The sequence below is a fragment of the Sorangium sp. So ce296 genome (genome assembly GCF_051529605.1).
In the GTDB taxonomy this organism is placed as follows: domain Bacteria; phylum Myxococcota_A; class Polyangia; order Polyangiales; family Polyangiaceae; genus Sorangium; species Sorangium cellulosum_D.
The window spans coordinates 10405389-10423740 of the sequence record NZ_CP150325.1 but is presented as its reverse complement, the minus strand read 5'-3'; the positions used below and the strand labels follow the sequence as shown (position 1 = coordinate 10423740).

Annotated in this window: 5 protein-coding genes; all 5 read left to right on the top strand. The window is 74.7% G+C overall.

Going from position 1 to position 18352, the window contains the following annotated elements:
• The first annotated feature begins 29 nt into the window (after nt 1-29).
• The gene (locus tag WME98_RS38740; protein WP_437946754.1) at nt 30-12500 is read left to right on the top strand and encodes an amino acid adenylation domain-containing protein; all 12471 of its coding nucleotides are present in this window, start codon (nt 30-32) and stop codon (nt 12498-12500) included.
• A gap of 105 nt (nt 12501-12605) precedes the next feature.
• Complete coding sequence (locus WME98_RS38735) at nt 12606-13196, top strand: cysteine hydrolase family protein (protein ID WP_437319836.1); 591 nt, start codon at nt 12606-12608, stop codon at nt 13194-13196.
• A 118-nt stretch (nt 13197-13314) separates the two neighbouring features.
• Entirely contained in the window at nt 13315-14343 is a 1029-nt protein-coding gene (gene hypE, locus WME98_RS38730) for a hydrogenase expression/formation protein HypE (RefSeq protein ID WP_437946753.1), read from the top strand.
• Nucleotides 14315-16705 carry a carbamoyltransferase HypF gene (gene hypF, locus WME98_RS38725; protein ID WP_437946752.1) on the top strand — a complete coding sequence of 797 codons (2391 nt, stop codon included), beginning with the start codon at nt 14315-14317 and terminating at the stop codon, nt 16703-16705. The genes hypE and hypF overlap by 29 nt, the downstream gene beginning before the upstream one ends.
• Nucleotides 16702-18342, top strand: a complete 1641-nt coding sequence (locus WME98_RS38720; RefSeq protein WP_437946751.1) for a cyclic peptide export ABC transporter — start codon at nt 16702-16704, stop codon at nt 18340-18342. Before hypF ends, WME98_RS38720 begins: the two co-directional genes overlap by 4 nt.
• Nucleotides 18343-18352 lie beyond the last annotated feature (10 nt).

Genomic DNA, 18352 nt, shown 5'->3' with positions numbered 1-18352 from the left:
GCGGGAGCTTTTCGATGAGCGGTGTTTTGGTGGGTGATCTGGATCGCTGCGCGACCCTGGTGGATCTCCTTCGGCTGCGCGCCGAGGCCCAGGGCGATGCCCTGGTGTTCCGGTTCCTGACGACCGGAGACGTGGACGGCGGCGCCGAGGCGTGGACGTACCGCGATCTCCACGTCCGCGCGCTGGGCATCGCGGCGTCGCTCCAGGCGGCCGGGGGCGCCGGAGAGCGCGCGCTGCTCCTCTACGCGCCGGGGCTCGACTTCATCGCGGCGTTCATGGGCTGCGTCTACGCCGGCGTCATCGCGGTCCCCACGTACCCGCCGAACCCCGCGCAGATGGCTCGCACCCTGCCGCGGCTCCGCGCGATCGCCCGCGACGCGGGCGCGAGGTTCGTCCTCTCGACGGCGATGATCGCCTCCATGGCGGAGGCCCTCGGGCAGCAGGCGCCGGAGCTCGGACAGCTCCGCTGGATCGCCACCGACGCGCTCGAGCCCGGCGCGGCCTCGGCGTGGAGGCCGCCGGCGATCTCCGGGGAGACGCTCGCGTTCCTCCAGTACACGTCCGGCTCCACCGGGCACCCGAAGGGCGTGATGGTGAGCCACGCGAACGTGATGGCCAACGAGCGCGCCATCCTCGCCGGCTTCGAGCACGACGCGGGCTCGTCGGGCGTCGGGTGGCTGCCGCTCTTCCACGACATGGGGCTGATCGGCAAGGTGCTGCAGCCGATCTTCGTCGGCTTCCCGTGCACGCTGATGTCGCCGCTCGCGTTCCTGGAGCGGCCGATGCGGTGGCTCAAGGCGATCTCGCGCTTCCGCGCCACGACGAGCGGCGGGCCGAACTTCGCCTACGACCTCTGCGCGCGCAAGGCGACGCCCGAGGACCTGGCGGCGCTCGACCTCCGCTCCTGGACGGTGGCGTTCAACGGCGCGGAGCCGGTCCGCGCCGAGACCCTGGACCGGTTCGCGGCCACGTTCGCGCCGTGCGGCTTCCGCCGGGAGGCGTTCTACCCGTGCTACGGGCTCGCCGAGGCGACGCTGTTCGTCTCCGGGGGCCTCCGCGCCGCGCCGCCCGCGTGCGTGAGCGTCGACGCCGGCGCGCTCGCGCGCGGGGTCTCGCTCGAGGTGGACCCGGCGTTGGCGGGCGCGCGGCGGCTCGTGTCGTCCGGGGCGCCCCGGGCGCGCGTGGCCGTCGTGTCGCCGGAGGGCGGCGAGCGCGTGGCGGACGGGCACATCGGCGAGATCTGGGTCGCCGGCCCGAGCGTCGCCGGCGGGTACTGGGGCCGCGCCGAGGAGACGGCGCGCACGTTCGGCGCGCGCCTCGCGGGCGACGACGCCACGCCGTACCTGCGCACCGGGGATCTCGGGTTCCTCGCGGGCGGAGAGCTGTTCGTCACCGGGCGCATCAAGGACCTCATCGTCATCCGCGGGCGGAACCTGTACCCCGACGACATCGAGCGCACGGTGGAGGCGGCGCACCCGCGCGTTCGCCCCGGCTGCTGCGCGGCGTTCTCGATCGAGGTCGGCGGGGAAGAGCGGCTCGGGATCGCGGCCGAGATCGACGCGCGGGGCGGGGGCGAGCCGCCGCCGGACGCGGTGGAGGCGGTGCGGTCCGCCGTCGCCAGGGAGCACGACGTGCAGCCGCACGCGGTGCTGCTGCTCCGGCCGCGCACGATCCCGAAGACGTCGAGCGGCAAGATCCAGCGGCACGCGTGCGCCCAGGGGTTCCGCGACGGGACGCTCGAGGCGCTGGTCGCGTCGCTGTCCCCGGAGGCGCCGGCCGGCGCGGCGGCGGAGCCGGCGCGGCCGGCGGCAGATCCGGCGCGGATGCTGCGGCTCGCGCTGCGCGCGGTGCCCGCCGCGGGGAGGGCGGCCCTGCTCGTCGAGGCGGCGCGCGAGGAGCTCGCCCGGCTCGCCCGCGTGGACGCCGGGAGCATCGCGCCGACCTCGAAGCTCATGGCGCTCGGGCTCGACTCGCTGGCGAGCATCGAGCTGCAGGCGCGCTTCGAGGACCTGCTCGGTGTCCCGGTGCCGGCGCAGCTGCTCTGGCAGGCGGCCACGGTCGAGGAGCTCGCGGCGGCGCTCGCGGGGGCGCTCGAGGCGCCGGCGCGGGCCGAGTCGCCCGCCGCGCCGCCCGCGGCGGCGGGGGAGCCGGTCGAGCTCTCGTCCCACCAGCTCCGCCTCTGGTTCTTCTGCAAATTCGCGCCGGAGAGCCCGCTCTATCACGTGGTGTTCGGCGCGCGGATCGTCGGCGCGCTCGATGAGGCGAAGCTCGAGGAGAGCCTCGCGGCCGTGGTCCGCCGGCATCCGGCGCTGCGCACCGTGTTCCGCGAGATCGGCGGGGAGCCGCGGCAGATCGTGCTCCCCGAGGTGGCGGTGCCCCTCGCCCGCGCGCGCGTCGAGGCGGCGGGGGCCGAGGAGCGCCTGCGCGCGCTGGCCGCCGAATGGGGGCAGCGGCCGTTCGCGCTCGAGGAGGGGCCGCTGACGCGGGTGTGCCTGGTCTCGCTCGGCGAGCGCCACCACGTGCTGCTCTTCGCGCAGCACCACCTCGTGACCGACGGCCGATCGATCGAGGTGCTCGTGCGCGACCTCGCGGCGGCCTACGCCGCGCGCGCGGCCGGCCGCGCCGGAGCGGCGCTGGGGCCGGCCCCCGGGTACGACGGCTACGCGCGCGCGCAGCGGGTCGCGCTGGCGCGCATGGACGCGGAGCGGGCGCACTGGAAGGCGAAGCTCGAGGGGCTGCCGCGGCTCGATCTCGGCGCCGAGCGACGGCGCCCGGCGGCGTCGCCCTTCGCCGGCGGGACCGTCCGGTTCTCGCTGTCCGCGCCGCACGTCGAGGCGGCGCTCGCCGCCGCGCGGGCGGAGAACGCGACGCTCTTCGTCGCCCTCGCCGCCGTGTACGCGGCGCTGCTCCACCGCACGACCGGGCAGGAGGACTTCGGGATCGGCGTCGTCGTCGCCAACCGGAGCCGCCCCGAGCACCAGGAGATCGTCGGCTTCTTCGCGAACACGGTCGTCCTGCGCGTCGATCTCTCCGGCAGGCCGACGTACCGCGAGCTCGTCCGCCGCGTGCGCCGGACCATGGCCGAGGCGATGGAGCACGCCGAGCTGCCGTTCGACGAGGTCGCGCGCGCCGCCGGCGCCGGGCGCCCGGGCGAGCGGGACGCGCTGGTCCAGGCGAGCTTCGTGCTGGAGAGCGTCTCGGAGCCGCCCGCGGGCGCCGAGGGGGCGCTGTGGCGCCCCGTGCTCTGGTCGCCGGACGGGGCCGTGGAGGGCACCGCGAAGTTCGACCTGGGGCTCAGCGTGGCCCGCTTCGATGGCGAGCGCGGCGAGCTCGCGGCCGCGCTCGAGTACCGCGAGGATCGCTTCGCGCGCGACGAGATCGAGCGCATGGCCGGCCACCTCGAGGTGCTCCTCCGCTCCGCCGCCGAGGATCCGGACCGGCCGATCGACGAGCTCGCGCTGCTCCCGCCGGACGAGGAGCGGTACCTGATCGCGGGCTGCAACGACACCGCGTCGCCCGTCCCGGAGGGCGTCTGCTTCCACGACCTCTTCCGGCAGCAGGCCGCCCGCACGCCCGACCGGCTCGCCGCCGCCTGCGGCGACCTCCGGCTCTCCTACGCGGAGCTCGACCGCCTCTCCGATCAGGTGGCGCGCGCGCTCGCGGCGCGCGGCGTCGGCCCGGATCGCCTTGTCGCCCTGCTGACGCGCCGCGATCTCGATTTCCTGGTGCTCGCGCTCGGGGCCTTCAAGGCGGCGGGCGCGTACGTGCCGCTCGACCCGGCGCACCCGGCGCGGCGCAACGCCGACATCCTCACGCGGGCGGGCGGCCCTCCCCTCCTCGTGGGCGACGCGATCCCGGGCGCGCTGCGGGACGAGATCGTCGCCGCGTGCGCCGCCGCGCCCGAGGCGCTCTCGGCGGGCGAGCTGCTCGCCGAAGGCGCGGCCGCGCCCGACGAAGCGCCTGCCCGCGCGCGGCCGGAGCACCTCGCCTACGTCATCTTCACGTCGGGATCGACCGGCGCGCCCAAGGGCGCGATGGTCGAGCACCGGGGGATGCTGAACCACCTCTTCGCGAAGGTGCGCTCCCTCGGGCTCGGACCGTCGGACGTCGTCGCGCAGACCGCGCCGGTCAGCTTCGACATCTCGGTGTGGCAGCTGCTCTGCGCCCTGCTCGCGGGCGGGACGTGCCGGCTCGTGCCGGACGAGATCGCGACCGACCCGGCGCGCCTCCTCGAGGCCGTGGGCGACCTCGGCATCACCGTCCTGGAGATCGTGCCGTCGCTCCTGCGCGGGGCGCTCGACGAGCTGGAGTCGCGCCCGAGCTTCCGGCCGCGCCTCGAGGGCCTGCGGTGGCTCGTCCTCACCGGCGAGGCGCTCCCGCCCGATCTCGCGCGGCGGTGGCTCGCGCTCTTCCCGCAGATCCCGCTGATGAACGCCTACGGCCCGACGGAGTGCTCGGACGACGTCGCCCAGCACGTCCTCGCCGAGCCCCCGCCCGAGGACGCGGCGTACGTGCCGATCGGCCTCCCGATCCAGAACACGCAGCTCTACGTGCTCGATCGGCGGCGGCGGCCCGTGCCGCTCGGCGTCGCCGGCGAGCTCTACGTCGGCGGCGACGGCGTCGGCCGGGGCTACCTCCACGACCCCGAGCGCACCGCGGCGGCGTTCCTGCCGGATCCGTTCGCGCCCGGCGCGGGCGCGCGCCTGTACCGGACGGGCGACCTGGTGCGGCGCCTGCCGGGCGGCGAGCTCGTGTTCCTCGGGCGGATCGACCACCAGATCAAGCTCCGCGGCTTCCGCATCGAGCTCGGCGAGATCGAGGCGGCGACCGCGCGGTGCGCGGGGATCCGCGATGTCGTCGTGGTCGCCCGCGAGGACGCGCCGGGCGACCCGCGGCTCGTCGCGTACGTGGTCCCGGAGGCCCCGTCGTTCGATCCGGGCGCCCTCAAGGAGCAGCTCTCGTCGCGCCTGCCGGCGTACATGATCCCGGCGGCGATCGTCCCGCTCGACGCGCTCCCGCTGAGCGCGAACGGCAAGGTCGACCGCAAGGCGCTGCCCGCGCCCGCGTGGGGCGCCGCGGGCGATCTCGCGGCGCGGACGGCGCCGCGCACCGGCCTCGAGCAGGCGATCGCCGAGGTGTGGCGCGCCGTCCTCGGGGTCGAGCGCGTCGGCGCGCACGACGACTTCTTCGCGATCGGCGGGCACTCGCTCTCGGCCACCCGCGCGGCGGCCCGCCTGCGCGACGTGCTCGGCGTCGACGTCGCCGTCCGGTGGATCTTCGAGGCGCCGACCGTCGCCCGGCTCGCCGCGCTCGTCGAGCGGCAGGCCCAGGGGGGCGCGCGCCCTGCGCCCCGGCCGATCTCGCCGACGCCGCGCGAGGGCGAGGTGGCGCTCTCGTTCGCGCAGCAGCGGCTCTGGTTCCTCGATCAGCTCGAGCCGGAGAGCGCCACGTACAACGTGCCGGCGGCGCTCCGCCTGCGCGGCGCGCTCGACCCGGAGGCGCTCGGCCGCGCGATCGCGGCGGTGGTCCGGCGGCACGAGGCCCTGCGCGCCACGCTGCACGCCGTCGACGGCCGCCCGGTCCAGCGCTTCCACGGCGCGCCGGAGGCGTGGCCCCTCCCCCTCGTCGACCTCTCGGGGCTCCCCGCGCCCGAGCGGGAGGCGTCCGCGCGGCGCCGCGCGTCGGAGGAGGCCGCGAGGCCGTTCGATCTCTCGCAGGGGCCGCTCCTGCGCGCGGCGCTCTTCCGGCTCGCGCCCGACGACCACGTGCTGCTCGTCACGCTCCACCACATCGCCTCGGACGGGTGGTCGCTCGGCGTGCTCGCGGGCGAGCTCACCGCGGCCTACGAGGCGTTCGCGCGCAAGGAGGAGCCGCGGCTCCGCCCGCTGCCGATCCAGTACGCCGACTACGCCGCCTGGCAGCGGCAGGAGCTCACCCAGGACCTGCTCCAGGCCGAGCGGGAGGTCTGGCGCCGCCGGCTCGACGGCGCGCCGCCGCTGGAGCTGCCCACGGACCGCCCCCGCCCCGCGGCGCGCTCGTCCCGCGGGCGCACGCACCGGTTCGAGCTGCCGCGCGACCTCACCGCCGCGCTCCGGCGCCGGAGCCAGGAGCTCGGGGCCACGCTGTTCATGACGCTCCTCGCCGGCTTCGAGGCGCTGCTCCACCGCTACAGCGGCCAGGAGGACTTCTGCGTCGGCACGCCGGTGGCGGGCCGCGGGCGGGCCGAGATCGAGCCGCTCATCGGGCTGTTCGTCAACACGCTCGTCCTGCGCGCGCGGCTCGACGGCGACCCGAGCTTCGAGGAGCTCGTCGGCCGCGTGAAGGCGGACGCGCTCGAGGCGTACGCCCACCAGGATCTCCCCTTCGAGCTCGTCGTCGACGCGCTCGCCGTCGAGCGGGATCTCCGCCGGAACCCGCTGTTCCAGGTGATGTTCGCGCTCCAGAACGTCCCCCCGCCCGCGCTCTCGCTGCCGGGCGTCGAGGTGTCGCCGGTCGAGCTCGACGTCGAGCAGGCGCGGTTCGACCTGACGCTCTTCCTCACCGAGACCGGCGACGTCATCGAGGGCGCCCTCGAGTTCGATCTCGACCTGTTCGACCCCGCGACCGTCGCGCGGCTCGCGGGGCACTACGAGACGATCCTGCGCGCCGCCGCCGCGGCGACGTCGGCGCGCGTGGGCGAGCTCCCGCTCCTCACGCCGGCCGAGCGGAACGAGGTGCTCGTCTCGTGGAACGCCACGAGCGCGCCGCCGCCGCCCGCCGCGTGCCTGCACGAGCTCTTCGACGCGCAGGCCGAGCGGTCGCCCGACGCCGTGGCCGTGGTCTCCGACGGCGGCGAGCTCACGTACGGCGAGCTCCGCCGCCGCGCCGACGCGCTCGCGCAGCGCCTGCGCGCGCTCGGGGTGGGGCCCGAGGTGCGCGTGGGCCTGTGCGTGCGGCGGACGCTCGACCTGGTCGTGGCGCTCTGGGCCATCTTCAAGGCCGGCGGCGTCCACGTGCCGCTCGACCCGGGTTACCCGCGCCAGCGGCTCGCGGTGATCCTGGAGGACGCGGCAGCGCACCTGCTCGTGACCGAGCGCGCGCTCTCGGGGCTCGTGCCGGCCGGGTCGTCCGAGGTCCTGCTGCTCGACGAGATCGCGGCGGACGAGGCCGCCGCGCCGCTCGCCCCGCTCGCCCCCCTCGAGCCGGGGCGGCCGGACCAGGCGGCCTACCTCATCTATACCTCCGGCTCGACGGGCCGGCCCAAGGCCGTCGTGATTGAGCACCGCCAGGCCGTCGCGCTCGCGTGGTGGGCGCGGCGGGCGTTCTCGGACGAGGAGCTCGCCGGCGTGCTCGCGTCCACGTCCACGTGCTTCGACCTCTCGGTCTTCGAGCTCGTCGTGCCGCTCTGCTGGGGCGGCAAGGTCGTCCTCGCCGACAACGCGCTCGCGCTGCCCGCCCTCCGGCGCGCCGGCGAGGTCACGCTCCTCAACACCGTGCCGTCCGCCGCGGCGGCGCTGCTCGCGGCCTCGGGCATCCCCGCCTCCGTGCGGACCGTGTGCCTCGCCGGCGAGCCGCTCCGCGCCTCGCTCGCGCGCGACGTGCTCGCGCTGCCGCACGTCGGCCGGCTCCTCAACCTCTACGGCCCCAGCGAGACCACGACGTACTCGACCGGCGCGACCGTCACCGCCGACGCGCGCCCCACGATCGGCCGGCCGATCGATCACACCCAGGTCTACGTGCTCGACGCCCGCAGGCAGCCGGTGCCCGTCGGCGTGGCCGGCGAGATCTACATCGCCGGCGCGGGCGTCGCGCGCGGCTACCTCGGGCGCGACGAGCTCACGGCCGAGCGGTTCGTCCCCTGCCCGCTCGACGAGGCCCGCGGCGCGCGCATGTACCGCACCGGCGACCGCGCGCGCTGGCTCGCGAGCGGCGAGCTCGAGTACCTCGGCCGTCTCGATCACCAGGTGAAGATCCGCGGCTTCCGCATCGAGCCGGCGGAGACCGAGGCCGCGCTCGCCGCGCACCCGGACGTCCGTGAGGCGCTCGTGCTCGCGCGCGACGACGGCCCCGCCGGCCGCTGGCTCGTCGCCTACGTCCTCGCCCGGCGGCCGCTCGACGCCGAGGCGCTGCGGGCGTTCGTCGCCGAGCGGCTCCCGGAGCCCTTCGTCCCGTCCGCCTTCGTCGAGCTCGACGCCTGGCCGCTCAACCCGAACGGCAAGGTCGACCGCAAGGCGCTCCCGGCGCCCAGCCGGCCCGCCCCCGCGGCCCTCCCGGAGCGCGCGCCGGCGACGCCGACCGAGCAGGCCCTCGCTGGCGTGTGGGGCGAGGTCCTCGGCCGAGACGGCCTCGGGACGACCGACGACTTCTTCGCGCTCGGCGGCCACTCGCTCCTCGCCGTGCAGGTCGTCGCGCGCGCGCGGCGCCTGTTCGGCGTCGACCTGCCGCTGCGCGCCGCCTTCGACGCGCCGACGATCGCCGCCCTCGCCGAGCGCATCGATCGGGCGAAGCAGGACGGGCGCCGCGCCGCGCCCCGGCCGCTCCGCCCGGCGCACCGCGGCGCCGACGCGCCGCTCTCCCCCGCCCAGCAGCGCCTCTGGTTCGTCGAGGCGCTCCAGCCGGGCACCGCGGTCTACAACATGCCGATCGGGGTCATGCTCCGCGGCCCGCTCGATCGCGCCGCGCTCGCGCGGAGCCTCGAGCAGATCGTCGCGCGCCACGAGGTGCTGCGGACCCGGTTCGAGGTGCGCGGCGGCCAGCCGATCCAGGTCGTGCTCCCCGAGGCCCGGATCGAGCTGCGCCACGTCGACCTGTCCCGCGTCCCGCCGCAGGACCGGGCGCGGGCCGCGCGGCGCGCGGCGGAGGAGGAGGCGCGCCGGCCGTTCGACCTCGCCGCGGGCCCGCCCCTCCGCGCGGCGCTGTTCCGCCTCGCCGACGAGGAGCACGCGCTCCTCGTCACCGCGCACCACGTCGCCTGCGACGGCGGCTCGATCCCCGTCCTGCTCCGCGAGCTGTCCGCCTGCTACGAGGCCGCGCGCGCGGGCCGCGCGCCGGACCTGCCGCCCCTCCCGGTGCAGGTCGCCGACGTCGCGATCTGGCAGCGCGCCCAGGCCGACGCGTGGCGCGGCCAGCTCGAGTACTGGAAGCGCGCGCTGGCCGACCTCGAGCCGCTGGAGCTCCCCACCGACCGGCCGCGCGGCGGCGCCCTCTCCCACCGCGGCGACACCGTCCCCGTGCGCCTGTCCGCGCCGCTCGTCGAGGCGCTCCGCGCCCTCGGCCGACGCGAGGGGGCGACGATGTTCATGGTGCTCCTCGCCGGCTACGTCGCCCTCCTGCACCGGTACACGGGCCGCGCCGGCGTGGCCGTCGGCTCGCCGACCGGCGGGCGCACGCAGGTCGAGATGGAGCCGCTCATCGGCTTCTTCGTGAACATGCTCGTCCTCCGCGTGCGCGTCGACGACGACCCCACGTTCGCCGAGCTCGTGCGGCGGGTCCGGCAGGTGACGCTCGAGGCCCAGGAGCACCAGGACGTCCCGTTCGAGCAGGTGGTGGACGCCCTTCAGGTGAAGCGCGACCTCGGCCGCACGCCGCTCTTCCAGGCCGCCTTCGCGTTCCAGGGCGCGCCGGAGCGGCCGCGCGCGCTCGGGGGGCTCGAGGCCTCGCCGTTCGAGGTCGACACCGCGACCGCGAAGTTCGACCTCCTGCTCGCGCTGGAGGAGGGCGAAACGGACATCTCCGGCGGCATCGAGTTCAGCGCCGAGCTGTTCGATAGGTCCACGATCGAGCGCTGGCGAGGCCACCTCGAGGCCCTGCTCGCGGCGAGCGCCGCGCGGCCCGAGCTGCGCGTCAGCGACCTGCCGCTGCTCGGCCGCGAGGAGCGCGATCTCGTCGTGCGGACGTTCAGCGACGGCGGCGCGGCGCAGCCCGCCCCTCAGGCCGCGTGCGCGCACCGCCTGTTCGAGGCGCAGGCCGGCGCGGCCCCCGAGCGGACCGCGCTCCTCTTCGAGGGCGCGGCGGTGAGCTACGGCGAGCTGAACCGCCGGGCCAACCAGCTCGCGCACCACCTCCGCGCCCGCGGCGTGCGGCGCGGCGCGCTGGTCGGCGTGTGCATGCCGCGCTCGCCCAACATGATCGTGGCGCTCCTCGCGGTGCTGAAGGCCGGCGGCGCGTACGTGCCGCTCGACCCGACCTACCCGCGCGATCGGCTCGCCTTCATGTTCGAGGACGCGCGCCCCGCGCTGCTCATCGCCCAGCCGGAGCTCCTCGAGGCGCTGCCCGCGGCGCTGCCTCCGGTCGTGCGGCTCGACGAGAGCGAGCCCGCCTTCCCCCACGAGCGGGCCGACGATCCGGACGCCGGCGCGCTCCCCGAGGACCTCGCCTACGTCATCTACACCTCCGGCTCGACGGGGCGCCCCAAGGGCGTGCTCATCGAGCACCGCTCGCTCTCCGCCTTCGCCGAGGCGCAGCGCAAGCAGCTCGGCGTCGAGCCGGGGACGCGCGTCCTCCAGTTCACCCGGCTCAGCTTCGACGTCTCCGTGATGGAGATCTTCGTGCCGCTCTCCGCCGGCGGCGTCGTCTGCCTCGCGCGCGCCGAGGCGCTCATGCCCGGGCCCGGGCTCATCGATCTCCTGCGCCAGGAGCGCATCCAGATCGCGATGCTGACGCCCTCGGCCCTCATGGCGGTCGGCTTCGACACGCTCCCCGACCTGCGCGTCCTGTGCGTCGCCGGCGAGGTGTGCCCGGTGGAGCTGCCGCGGCGGTGGGCGCGGGGCCGGCGGTTCCTCAACGGCTACGGCCCCACCGAGGCCACGGTGCTCGCGACGTCGGCCGAGTACACCGCCGACGTCGCGCGGCCCACGATCGGCCGCCCGCTGCCGAACACGCAGGTCTACGTGCTCGACGGCCGCGGCCAGCCGGCGCCCGTCGGCATCCCCGGCGAGCTCCACATCGGCGGCGTCGGCCTCGCGCGCGGCTACCTGAACCGCGACGACCTCACCGCCGCCCGCTTCGTGCGCGCGGCGTTCCCCGAGGCCGAGGGCGCGCGGCTCTACCGCACGGGCGACCTCGTGCGGTGGCTGCCGAACGGCGAGATCGACTTCCTCGGCCGCCTCGACGAGCAGGTCAAGATCCGCGGCTTCCGGATCGAGCTCGGCGAGATCGAGGCCGTGCTCGCGTCCCACCCGGACGTGGCCGAGGCGGCGGTGGTCACCCGGGAGCACGCGCCCGGCGACGTGCGGCTCGCGGGCTTCTTCATCCCGCGCGGCGGGCGCGCCGACGCCGACGCGCTGCGCCGCTTCCTCGCCGCTCGGCTGCCCGACTACATGGTCCCGCCGGCGCTCGTGCCCGTCGAGCGGTGGCCGCAGACGCCGAGCGGCAAGATCGATCGCCGGGCGCTCGCCGCGTCCGCGCCCGCGGCGCTCGCGGCGCTCGCGGAGGGCGCGCGCGTGCCGCCGCGGACCCGGCTCGAGCTCGAGCTCTGCGCCCTGTTCGAGGAGCTCCTCGGCGCGCCCGGCGTCGGCGTGACCGACGACTTCTTCTCGCTCGGCGGGCACTCGCTGCTCGCCGTGCGGCTCATGACCGAGATCCGCGGCCGCTTCGGCCGCGATCTGCCGCTCACCAGCCTCTTCCGCGCGCCCACGGTCGAGGGCCTCGCGGCGCTCCTGCGCGACGGGGGCGGCGCGCCGCCGGGCCGCGCCTCGGTCGTGGTCCCGCTCCACACGCGGGGCGCGCGCCCGCCGCTCTTCTTCGTGCACCCCGTGGGCGGCAACGTCCTCTGCTACGCCGACCTCGCCGCCGCGCTCGGGGACGAGCGCCCCTTCTACGGCATCCAGTCGTACGGGCTGGAGACCCCCCCACGGCCGCTCGGCAGCGTCGGCGAGATGGCCGAGGCGTACTGCGAGGAGCTCCGCCGCGTCCAGCCCGAGGGGCCGTACCTCCTCGGCGGCTGGTCGATGGGCGGCGTCGTGGCCTTCGAGATGGCCCGCGTCCTCGAGCGCGGCGGGCGCCGCGTGGCCGCCGTCGTCCTCCTCGACGCGTACCTGCCGCCGTTCGACGAGCCCGGCGACGAGCTCCCGCCGATCGCGCAGCTCGCCGCGGATCTCGCGGGGATCTCGGGCGCGTCGGCCGCCGCGGCGCTCGCCGAGCTGGGCGACGGCGCGCCCCACGCCGCGTGGCTGCTCGAGCGCGCGCAGGAGCTCGGCGCCCTGCCCCGCGGCACCACGCTCGCCGAGCTCGAGGCGCTGCTCGACGTGTTCCAGCGGAACGCGGCGCTGCTCGCGCGCTACGCCCCCGGCGCGGTGTCGGCCCGGGTGGAGCTCTTCCGCGCCGAGGCCTCGCCGCGCCGCGACCCGCGGCCCGCCTGGGCCAGGTGGGCGCCCGGCCTGAGGAGCCACGTCGCGGCCGGCGATCACTACACGCTGCTCCGCAAGCCGCGCGTCGGCGCGCTCGCCGAGCGCATCCGGGCGGCGCTGCTCGAGGCCGACGCCGGCGCGGACCGCGAGGGCGCCGCCGGGCCGCCCGGGTGATCGGCGCTCGCGCCGCCGCGCTTCACCGCCCTGCCGCGCCCGTCGCCGGCAAGGGCCTTTGACCGACTCGTCTCGAATCCATCAACCGAATCGAAGAGGACCATCATGCCCAACATCGCCGTGCTCACCAACGACCTTCAGTACGAGTTCATCGACAAGATGCCTGGAGGTCGCGAGCTCCTCACCCGGGTGGCGCCGCAATTCAACATGTTCCTCGGCGCCATCCGCGCCCTGGGGCACGTCGTCGTCCACCTCCAGCTCATCAACGATCCCAACGATCCGCAGATCCAGCGGCGCTTCCGCGGCAAGGAGATCCCCGCGATCAAGGGGACGCCGAACGCCGAGCTGATCAAGGACTTCGTCCATCCGTCCGACCTCGTGATGGTCAAGGGCCGCGACAGCGGCTTCTACGAGACGCCCCTCGACGACAAGCTCAAGGAGCTCGGCGTCAAGACGGTGCTCGTCACCGGCATCCAGACCCAGATCTGCGTGCAGACCACGGCGGCGGACGCGTTCTTCCGCGGATACAAGGTCTGGGTCCCCGAGGACTGCGTGTTCTCGCTCAAGGAGGAGGACAAGAAGCGCTCCCTCGAGTGGATGGCGTCGTACTGCGCCGCGATCGCGCCCGGCGCGGAGATCATCAAGCGCCTGCGCCAGAACGACGACCTGCCGAGCCGGGAAGAGCTGCTCGGCTGACGGCGCGCGACGGGGCCGAGGGGCGGGCGGCCTCGTCGCTTTTACGCGCTCTTGCGCGCTTTTACGCGCGTTTACACCCCCTCACCGCACACCTGCGGAGTCAACGCTGGAGCCTCACATGACGAAAGAACACGCGAGAGAGAACGAAGAGGTCGTCCTCGACCACGGGACCGGCGCCCGCCTGAGCCGGGAGCTCGTCGAGCGGATCGCCGCGACGCTCGGCGACACGTACATCGGCGCGATGGAGGACAGCGCGATCCTCGACGTGCCCGCGGGCCGGATCGCCATGACCACGGACTCGTTCGTGGTCACGCCGCTGTTCTTCGGCAACGGCGATATCGGCAAGGTCGCCGTCTGCGGCACGGTCAACGATCTCGCGGTGAGCGGCGCGAGGCCGCTTTACCTGACCCTGGGCCTCATCATCGAGACCGGCTTCCCGATCGCCTCGCTCGTCCGCGCCCTCGAGTCGGCGCGCGACGCGGCGCGGGAGGCCGGCGTGAAGATCGTCGCCGGCGACACGAAGGTCGTCGGCAAGGGCGAGGCCGACCGGCTCTTCATGAACACGACCGGCGTGGGCGTCTTCGAGCGCCCGCCGCTCGTGAGCCGCGCCGTGAAGCCCGGCAACAAGATCATCGTGAGCGGGCAGCTCGGCAACCACTCGATCCACCTGCTCTCGGTGCGCGAGGGCCTCGGCTTCGAGAAGCGGGTGCAGAGCGACTGCGCGCCGCTCAATGGCCTCATCGACGCCGTCCTCCGGGGCGTCCCCCAGGGCGCCGTCACGGCGATCCGCGACGTGACCCGCGGCGGCCTGTGCGCCGTCCTGCACGAGTTCGCCCGCGCCTCGGGCGCGGAGCTCTCGTTCGCGCGCGCGGCGCTGCCCGTGCTGCCGGAGGCCGTCATGGCCGCGGACATGCTCGGCATCAACCTCATCCACCTCGCCAACGAGGGGTGCCTCTGCCTCTTCGTGGAGGCGGACAAGGCGGGCGACGTGCTCGGGATCCTCCGCGCGCACCCGTACGGCCGCAACGCGGCGGTCATCGGAGAGGTCAAGAGCGCCCCGGCGCCGGCCGTCTCCATGATCGAGCCCGATGGGACCCAAACCCTGATCGAGGAGCTCTATGGAGCCGAACTCCCGCGACTCTGCTGAGCCGCTGCCGGCCCTCGTGACCCGCCGCTTCCGGGTCTCGGGCATCGTCCAGGGCGTCGGCTTCCGGCCGTTCGTGCACCGGCTCGCGCGCGCCGTCGGCGCGCGCGGCTGGGTCCTCAACGACTCTCAGGGCGTGCTGCTCGAGCTGCAGGCCGGCGACGCCGAGATCCAGTCGTTCCTGCGCGCCCTCGTCGAGTCGCCGCCGCCGCTCGCCCGGATCACGGCCGTCCGCGAGGAGGCGCTGGCCGAGCCCGCCCCGCGGTACGACGACTTCCACATCAAGGGCAGCGTCGATCTGCGCTACACGGACACGCTCATCCCGCCCGACTCGGACGTGTGCGCCGACTGCCTGCGGGAGCTGCGCGACCCCGCGGACCGCCGGCATCGCTACCCGTTCATCAACTGCACCCACTGCGGGCCGCGCTACTCGATCATCTGCGAGATGCCGTACGACCGGTCGCAGACCACGATGCGCAGCTTCCCGATGTGCCCCGCCTGCGCGCGGGAGTACGAGGACATCGAGGATCGGCGCTACCACGCCCAGCCGAACGCGTGCCCCGCGTGCGGCCCCCGGCTCACGCTCACCGATCGGCTCGGCGCCCCGATCGCGGCCGAGGATCCGGTCCGCTTCGCGATCGCCCGGCTGCGCGAGGGCGCGCTCTTCGCGGTCAAGAGCCTCGGCGGCTTCCACCTCGTCGCGGACGCGCGCAACGAGGCGGCCGTGCGGGAGCTACGCCGGCGCAAGCGCCGCGACGCCAAGCCGTTCGCGATCATGGTGGCCGACTGCGAGGCGGCGAGCCGCTACGTCGCGCTCAGCCCGCCCGAGCGGGCGCTGCTCGAGAGCCGGCAGCGCCCGATCGTGCTGCTGCGCCGGCGGCCCGGCTCCCTCCCCGACGCGGTCGCCCCCAGGAACCCGAGCTTCGGCGTCATGCTCCCGTCGACGCCGCTGCATTACCTCCTGCTCGAGGACCCGGCGCTCGACGTCCTCGTCATGACGAGCGGCAACCTGTCCGGACACCCGATCGCGTTCGACAACGACACGGCGCTCGCGCAGCTGCGCGACATCGCGGACTACTTCGTCCTGCACGACCGCGACATCCGCACCCGCGTCGACGACTCGGTCGTCCGGCTCACCGAGGCGGAAGGCCTCGACGGCCCGCTCCTCTCCTTCATCCGGCGCTCGCGCGGCTACGCCCCGTACCCGATCCACCTGTCCCAGGGCGTCGGCGCCGTCGTCGCCCTCGGCGGCGAGCTCAAGACCACCGTCGCCGTCGGCAAGGACAACCAGGTCTTCATCAGCCAGCACATCGGCGATCTGAAGAACGACTCGACGTTCGGCGCCCACGTCGACTGCTCGTCGCACGTCCAGCGGCTCCTGTCCGTGCAGGCGGACACGGTCGCCTGCGACATGCACCCGGCGTTCCGCTCCACCCGGGCGGCGAAGGACCGGAGCGGTATGCAGGTCACGACGGTGCAGCACCACCACGCCCACATGGCGGCGTGCATGGCGGAGAACGGGCTGAACGAGCGGGTGATCGGCGTCATCTTCGACGGCTCGGGCTACGGCCTCGACAACACGATCTGGGGCGGCGAGTTCCTGGTCGGCGACTACCGCGACTTCGTGCGGGCCGGGCACCTCCGGCCGATGTACCTCCTCGGCGGCGACAAGGCGGTCAAGGAGCCCATCCGCGTCGCCATCTCGCTGCTCGTCGAGACGTTCGGGGACGAGCTCGGCGGGGTCCGCGTCCCGGCGCTCGCGGACATCCCGGAGGAGCGCCGCGACGTCTTCGTGAAGATGGCGCAGCGGCGGCTGAACGCGACGGCGACGACGAGCATGGGCCGGCTGTTCGACGGCGTCTCGTCGCTGCTCCGCGTCTGCCACGAGGTCGAGTACGAGGCGCAGGCCGCCATCGAGCTGGAGGCGCTGCTCGAGCGGGACTTCGGCACCGCGCCCCCGCTCGACTACGGGATCGAGGAGCGGGACGGCCGGCTCGTCGTCGACTACCGGCCGCTCGTGCGCGATCTCTTGCGCGCGACCGAGGAGCATGGCGCCACGCCGGCACAGCTCAGCCGCCGGTTCCACTCGACGGTGGTGGATGTGATCGCCAACGTGTGCTTGCGCCTGGCCGAGCGGTACGACGTGCGCCGCGTGGTCATGAGCGGCGGGGTCTTCATGAACGAGTTCGTCGTGATCAACGCGCTCCGCCGCCTCTCGCGGGAGGGGCTCGCGCCGCACTGCCACAGGCTGGTCCCCCCGAACGACGGCGGCATCTCGCTCGGCCAGATCCTCGTCGCGGCCGCCCGCGCGCGCGGCGCCGCGCCGGCGCGGGGAGAGCGCCCCGCCACCCCCGATCGTCCATGAAGCTCGTCGCCTTCATCGCCGGCTACTCCCGGCGGATCCTCGTCCTCGCGGTCATCGCGGGGGTACTCTGCGGCGCCTGCAACACGGCGCTGCTCGTGCTGATCAACCAGGCGCTCCAGGGGGAGCGCGGCGCGGTGATGTGGGCCTTCGCCGCCGTCTGCCTCTTGCTCCCGTTCGCCCGGTACCACTCGGAGATCCTGCTCACGCGCCTCAGCCAGGGGGCGCTCTTCGATCTCCGGGTGAAGATCTGCCGCAAGATCCTCGGCGCCCCGCTCCGCCAGCTCGAGGAGATCGGCCCGCCGCGGATGCTCACGGTGCTCACGGACGACGTCCCGGTGATCACCGCCACGCTGCAGCACATCCCGATCATCTGCATCAACCTGGTCATCGTCGTCGGCGGCCTCCTCTACCTGGGGTGGCTGTCGCCGGCGATGCTGGCCTCGGTGGTCGCGCTCATCGTCCTCGGCGTCGTCGGGTACCAGCTCCCGATGAGCCGGGCGACTCGCCACTTCCGCCGCGCGCGCGAGGCGACCGACGAGCTGATGAAGACGTTCCGCGCGCTCACGCGCGGCGTGAAGGAGCTGAAGCTCCACGCGCGGCGCCGCGAGGCGTTCCTCGCGACGTCGCTCGACGAGGAGGCGGGGGCGGTCCACGCGAGCAACCTGCGCGGCATGGTCGCGCTCACCGCCGCGAACGGGTGGGGCCAGGGGATGGTGTTCGCCATCATCGGCGTGACGCTCTTCGTCCTGCCGCTCTTCCAGGTGGCGAGCGCGGAGACGCTCGTCGGATATGCGATCATCCTCCTCTACCTGATGACGCCGATGCAGGTCCTCATCGGCTCGCTCCCGGCGCTGAGCCGCGCGGGCATCGCCGTGCAGAAGGTCGAGGACCTCGGCGCGGGCCTCGCGGTCGACGCGGGCGAGGCCGAGGCGCCGGCCGCGCTCCCCGAGAAGTGGAAGCGGCTGGAGCTCGCCGGGGTCACCCACGCCTACCGGTCCGAGGGCAAGGACGACAGCTTCACGCTGGGCCCCATCCACCTCACCGTGCGGCGCGGCGAGCTGATCTTCCTCGTCGGCGGCAACGGCAGCGGCAAGACGACGCTGGCGAAGCTGATCACCGGCCTGTACACGCCCGAGGCGGGCGAGATCCGGCTGGACGGCGAGGCGATCACGGACAAGAACCGGCAGGCCTACCGGCAGCTCTTCTCGGTGGTGTTCTTCGATTTCCACCTGTTCGAGCGCCTGATCGGGCTCGACTCTCCGGAGCTCACCCGGCGTGCGCGGGGGTATCTCTCTCGCCTGCAGCTCGATCACAAGGTGTCTGTCGAGGGGGGCGCGCTCTCGACGACGTCGCTGTCGCAGGGGCAGAGAAAGCGCCTCGCGCTGCTCACGGCGTACCTGGAGGACCGGCCGATCTACCTGTTCGACGAGTGGGCGGCGGACCAGGATCCCGTGTTCAAGGACGTCTTTTACCGCCAGATCCTCGCGGAGCTCCGGTCGAGCGGCAAGACGATCATCGTCATCAGCCACGATGAGAAGTATTTCGGACTGGCGGATCGCGTGATCAAGATGGACTTCGGTCAGCTCGTGGGCGAGGCGCCGGCGGCGCGTTCGGACGAGACGCGCGCCAGCGCATGAGATAGAACCC

What these genes read in the sequence shown, in the direction of transcription:
- WME98_RS38735 (WP_437319836.1), top strand. Translation starts at nt 12,606, where the DNA reads ATGCCCAACATCGCCGTGCTCACCAACGACCTTCAGTACGAGTTCATC.
- hypE (WP_437946753.1), top strand. Translation starts at nt 13,315, where the DNA reads ATGACGAAAGAACACGCGAGAGAGAACGAAGAGGTCGTCCTCGACCAC.
- hypF (WP_437946752.1), top strand. Translation starts at nt 14,315, where the DNA reads ATGGAGCCGAACTCCCGCGACTCTGCTGAGCCGCTGCCGGCCCTCGTG.
- WME98_RS38720 (WP_437946751.1), top strand. Translation starts at nt 16,702, where the DNA reads ATGAAGCTCGTCGCCTTCATCGCCGGCTACTCCCGGCGGATCCTCGTC.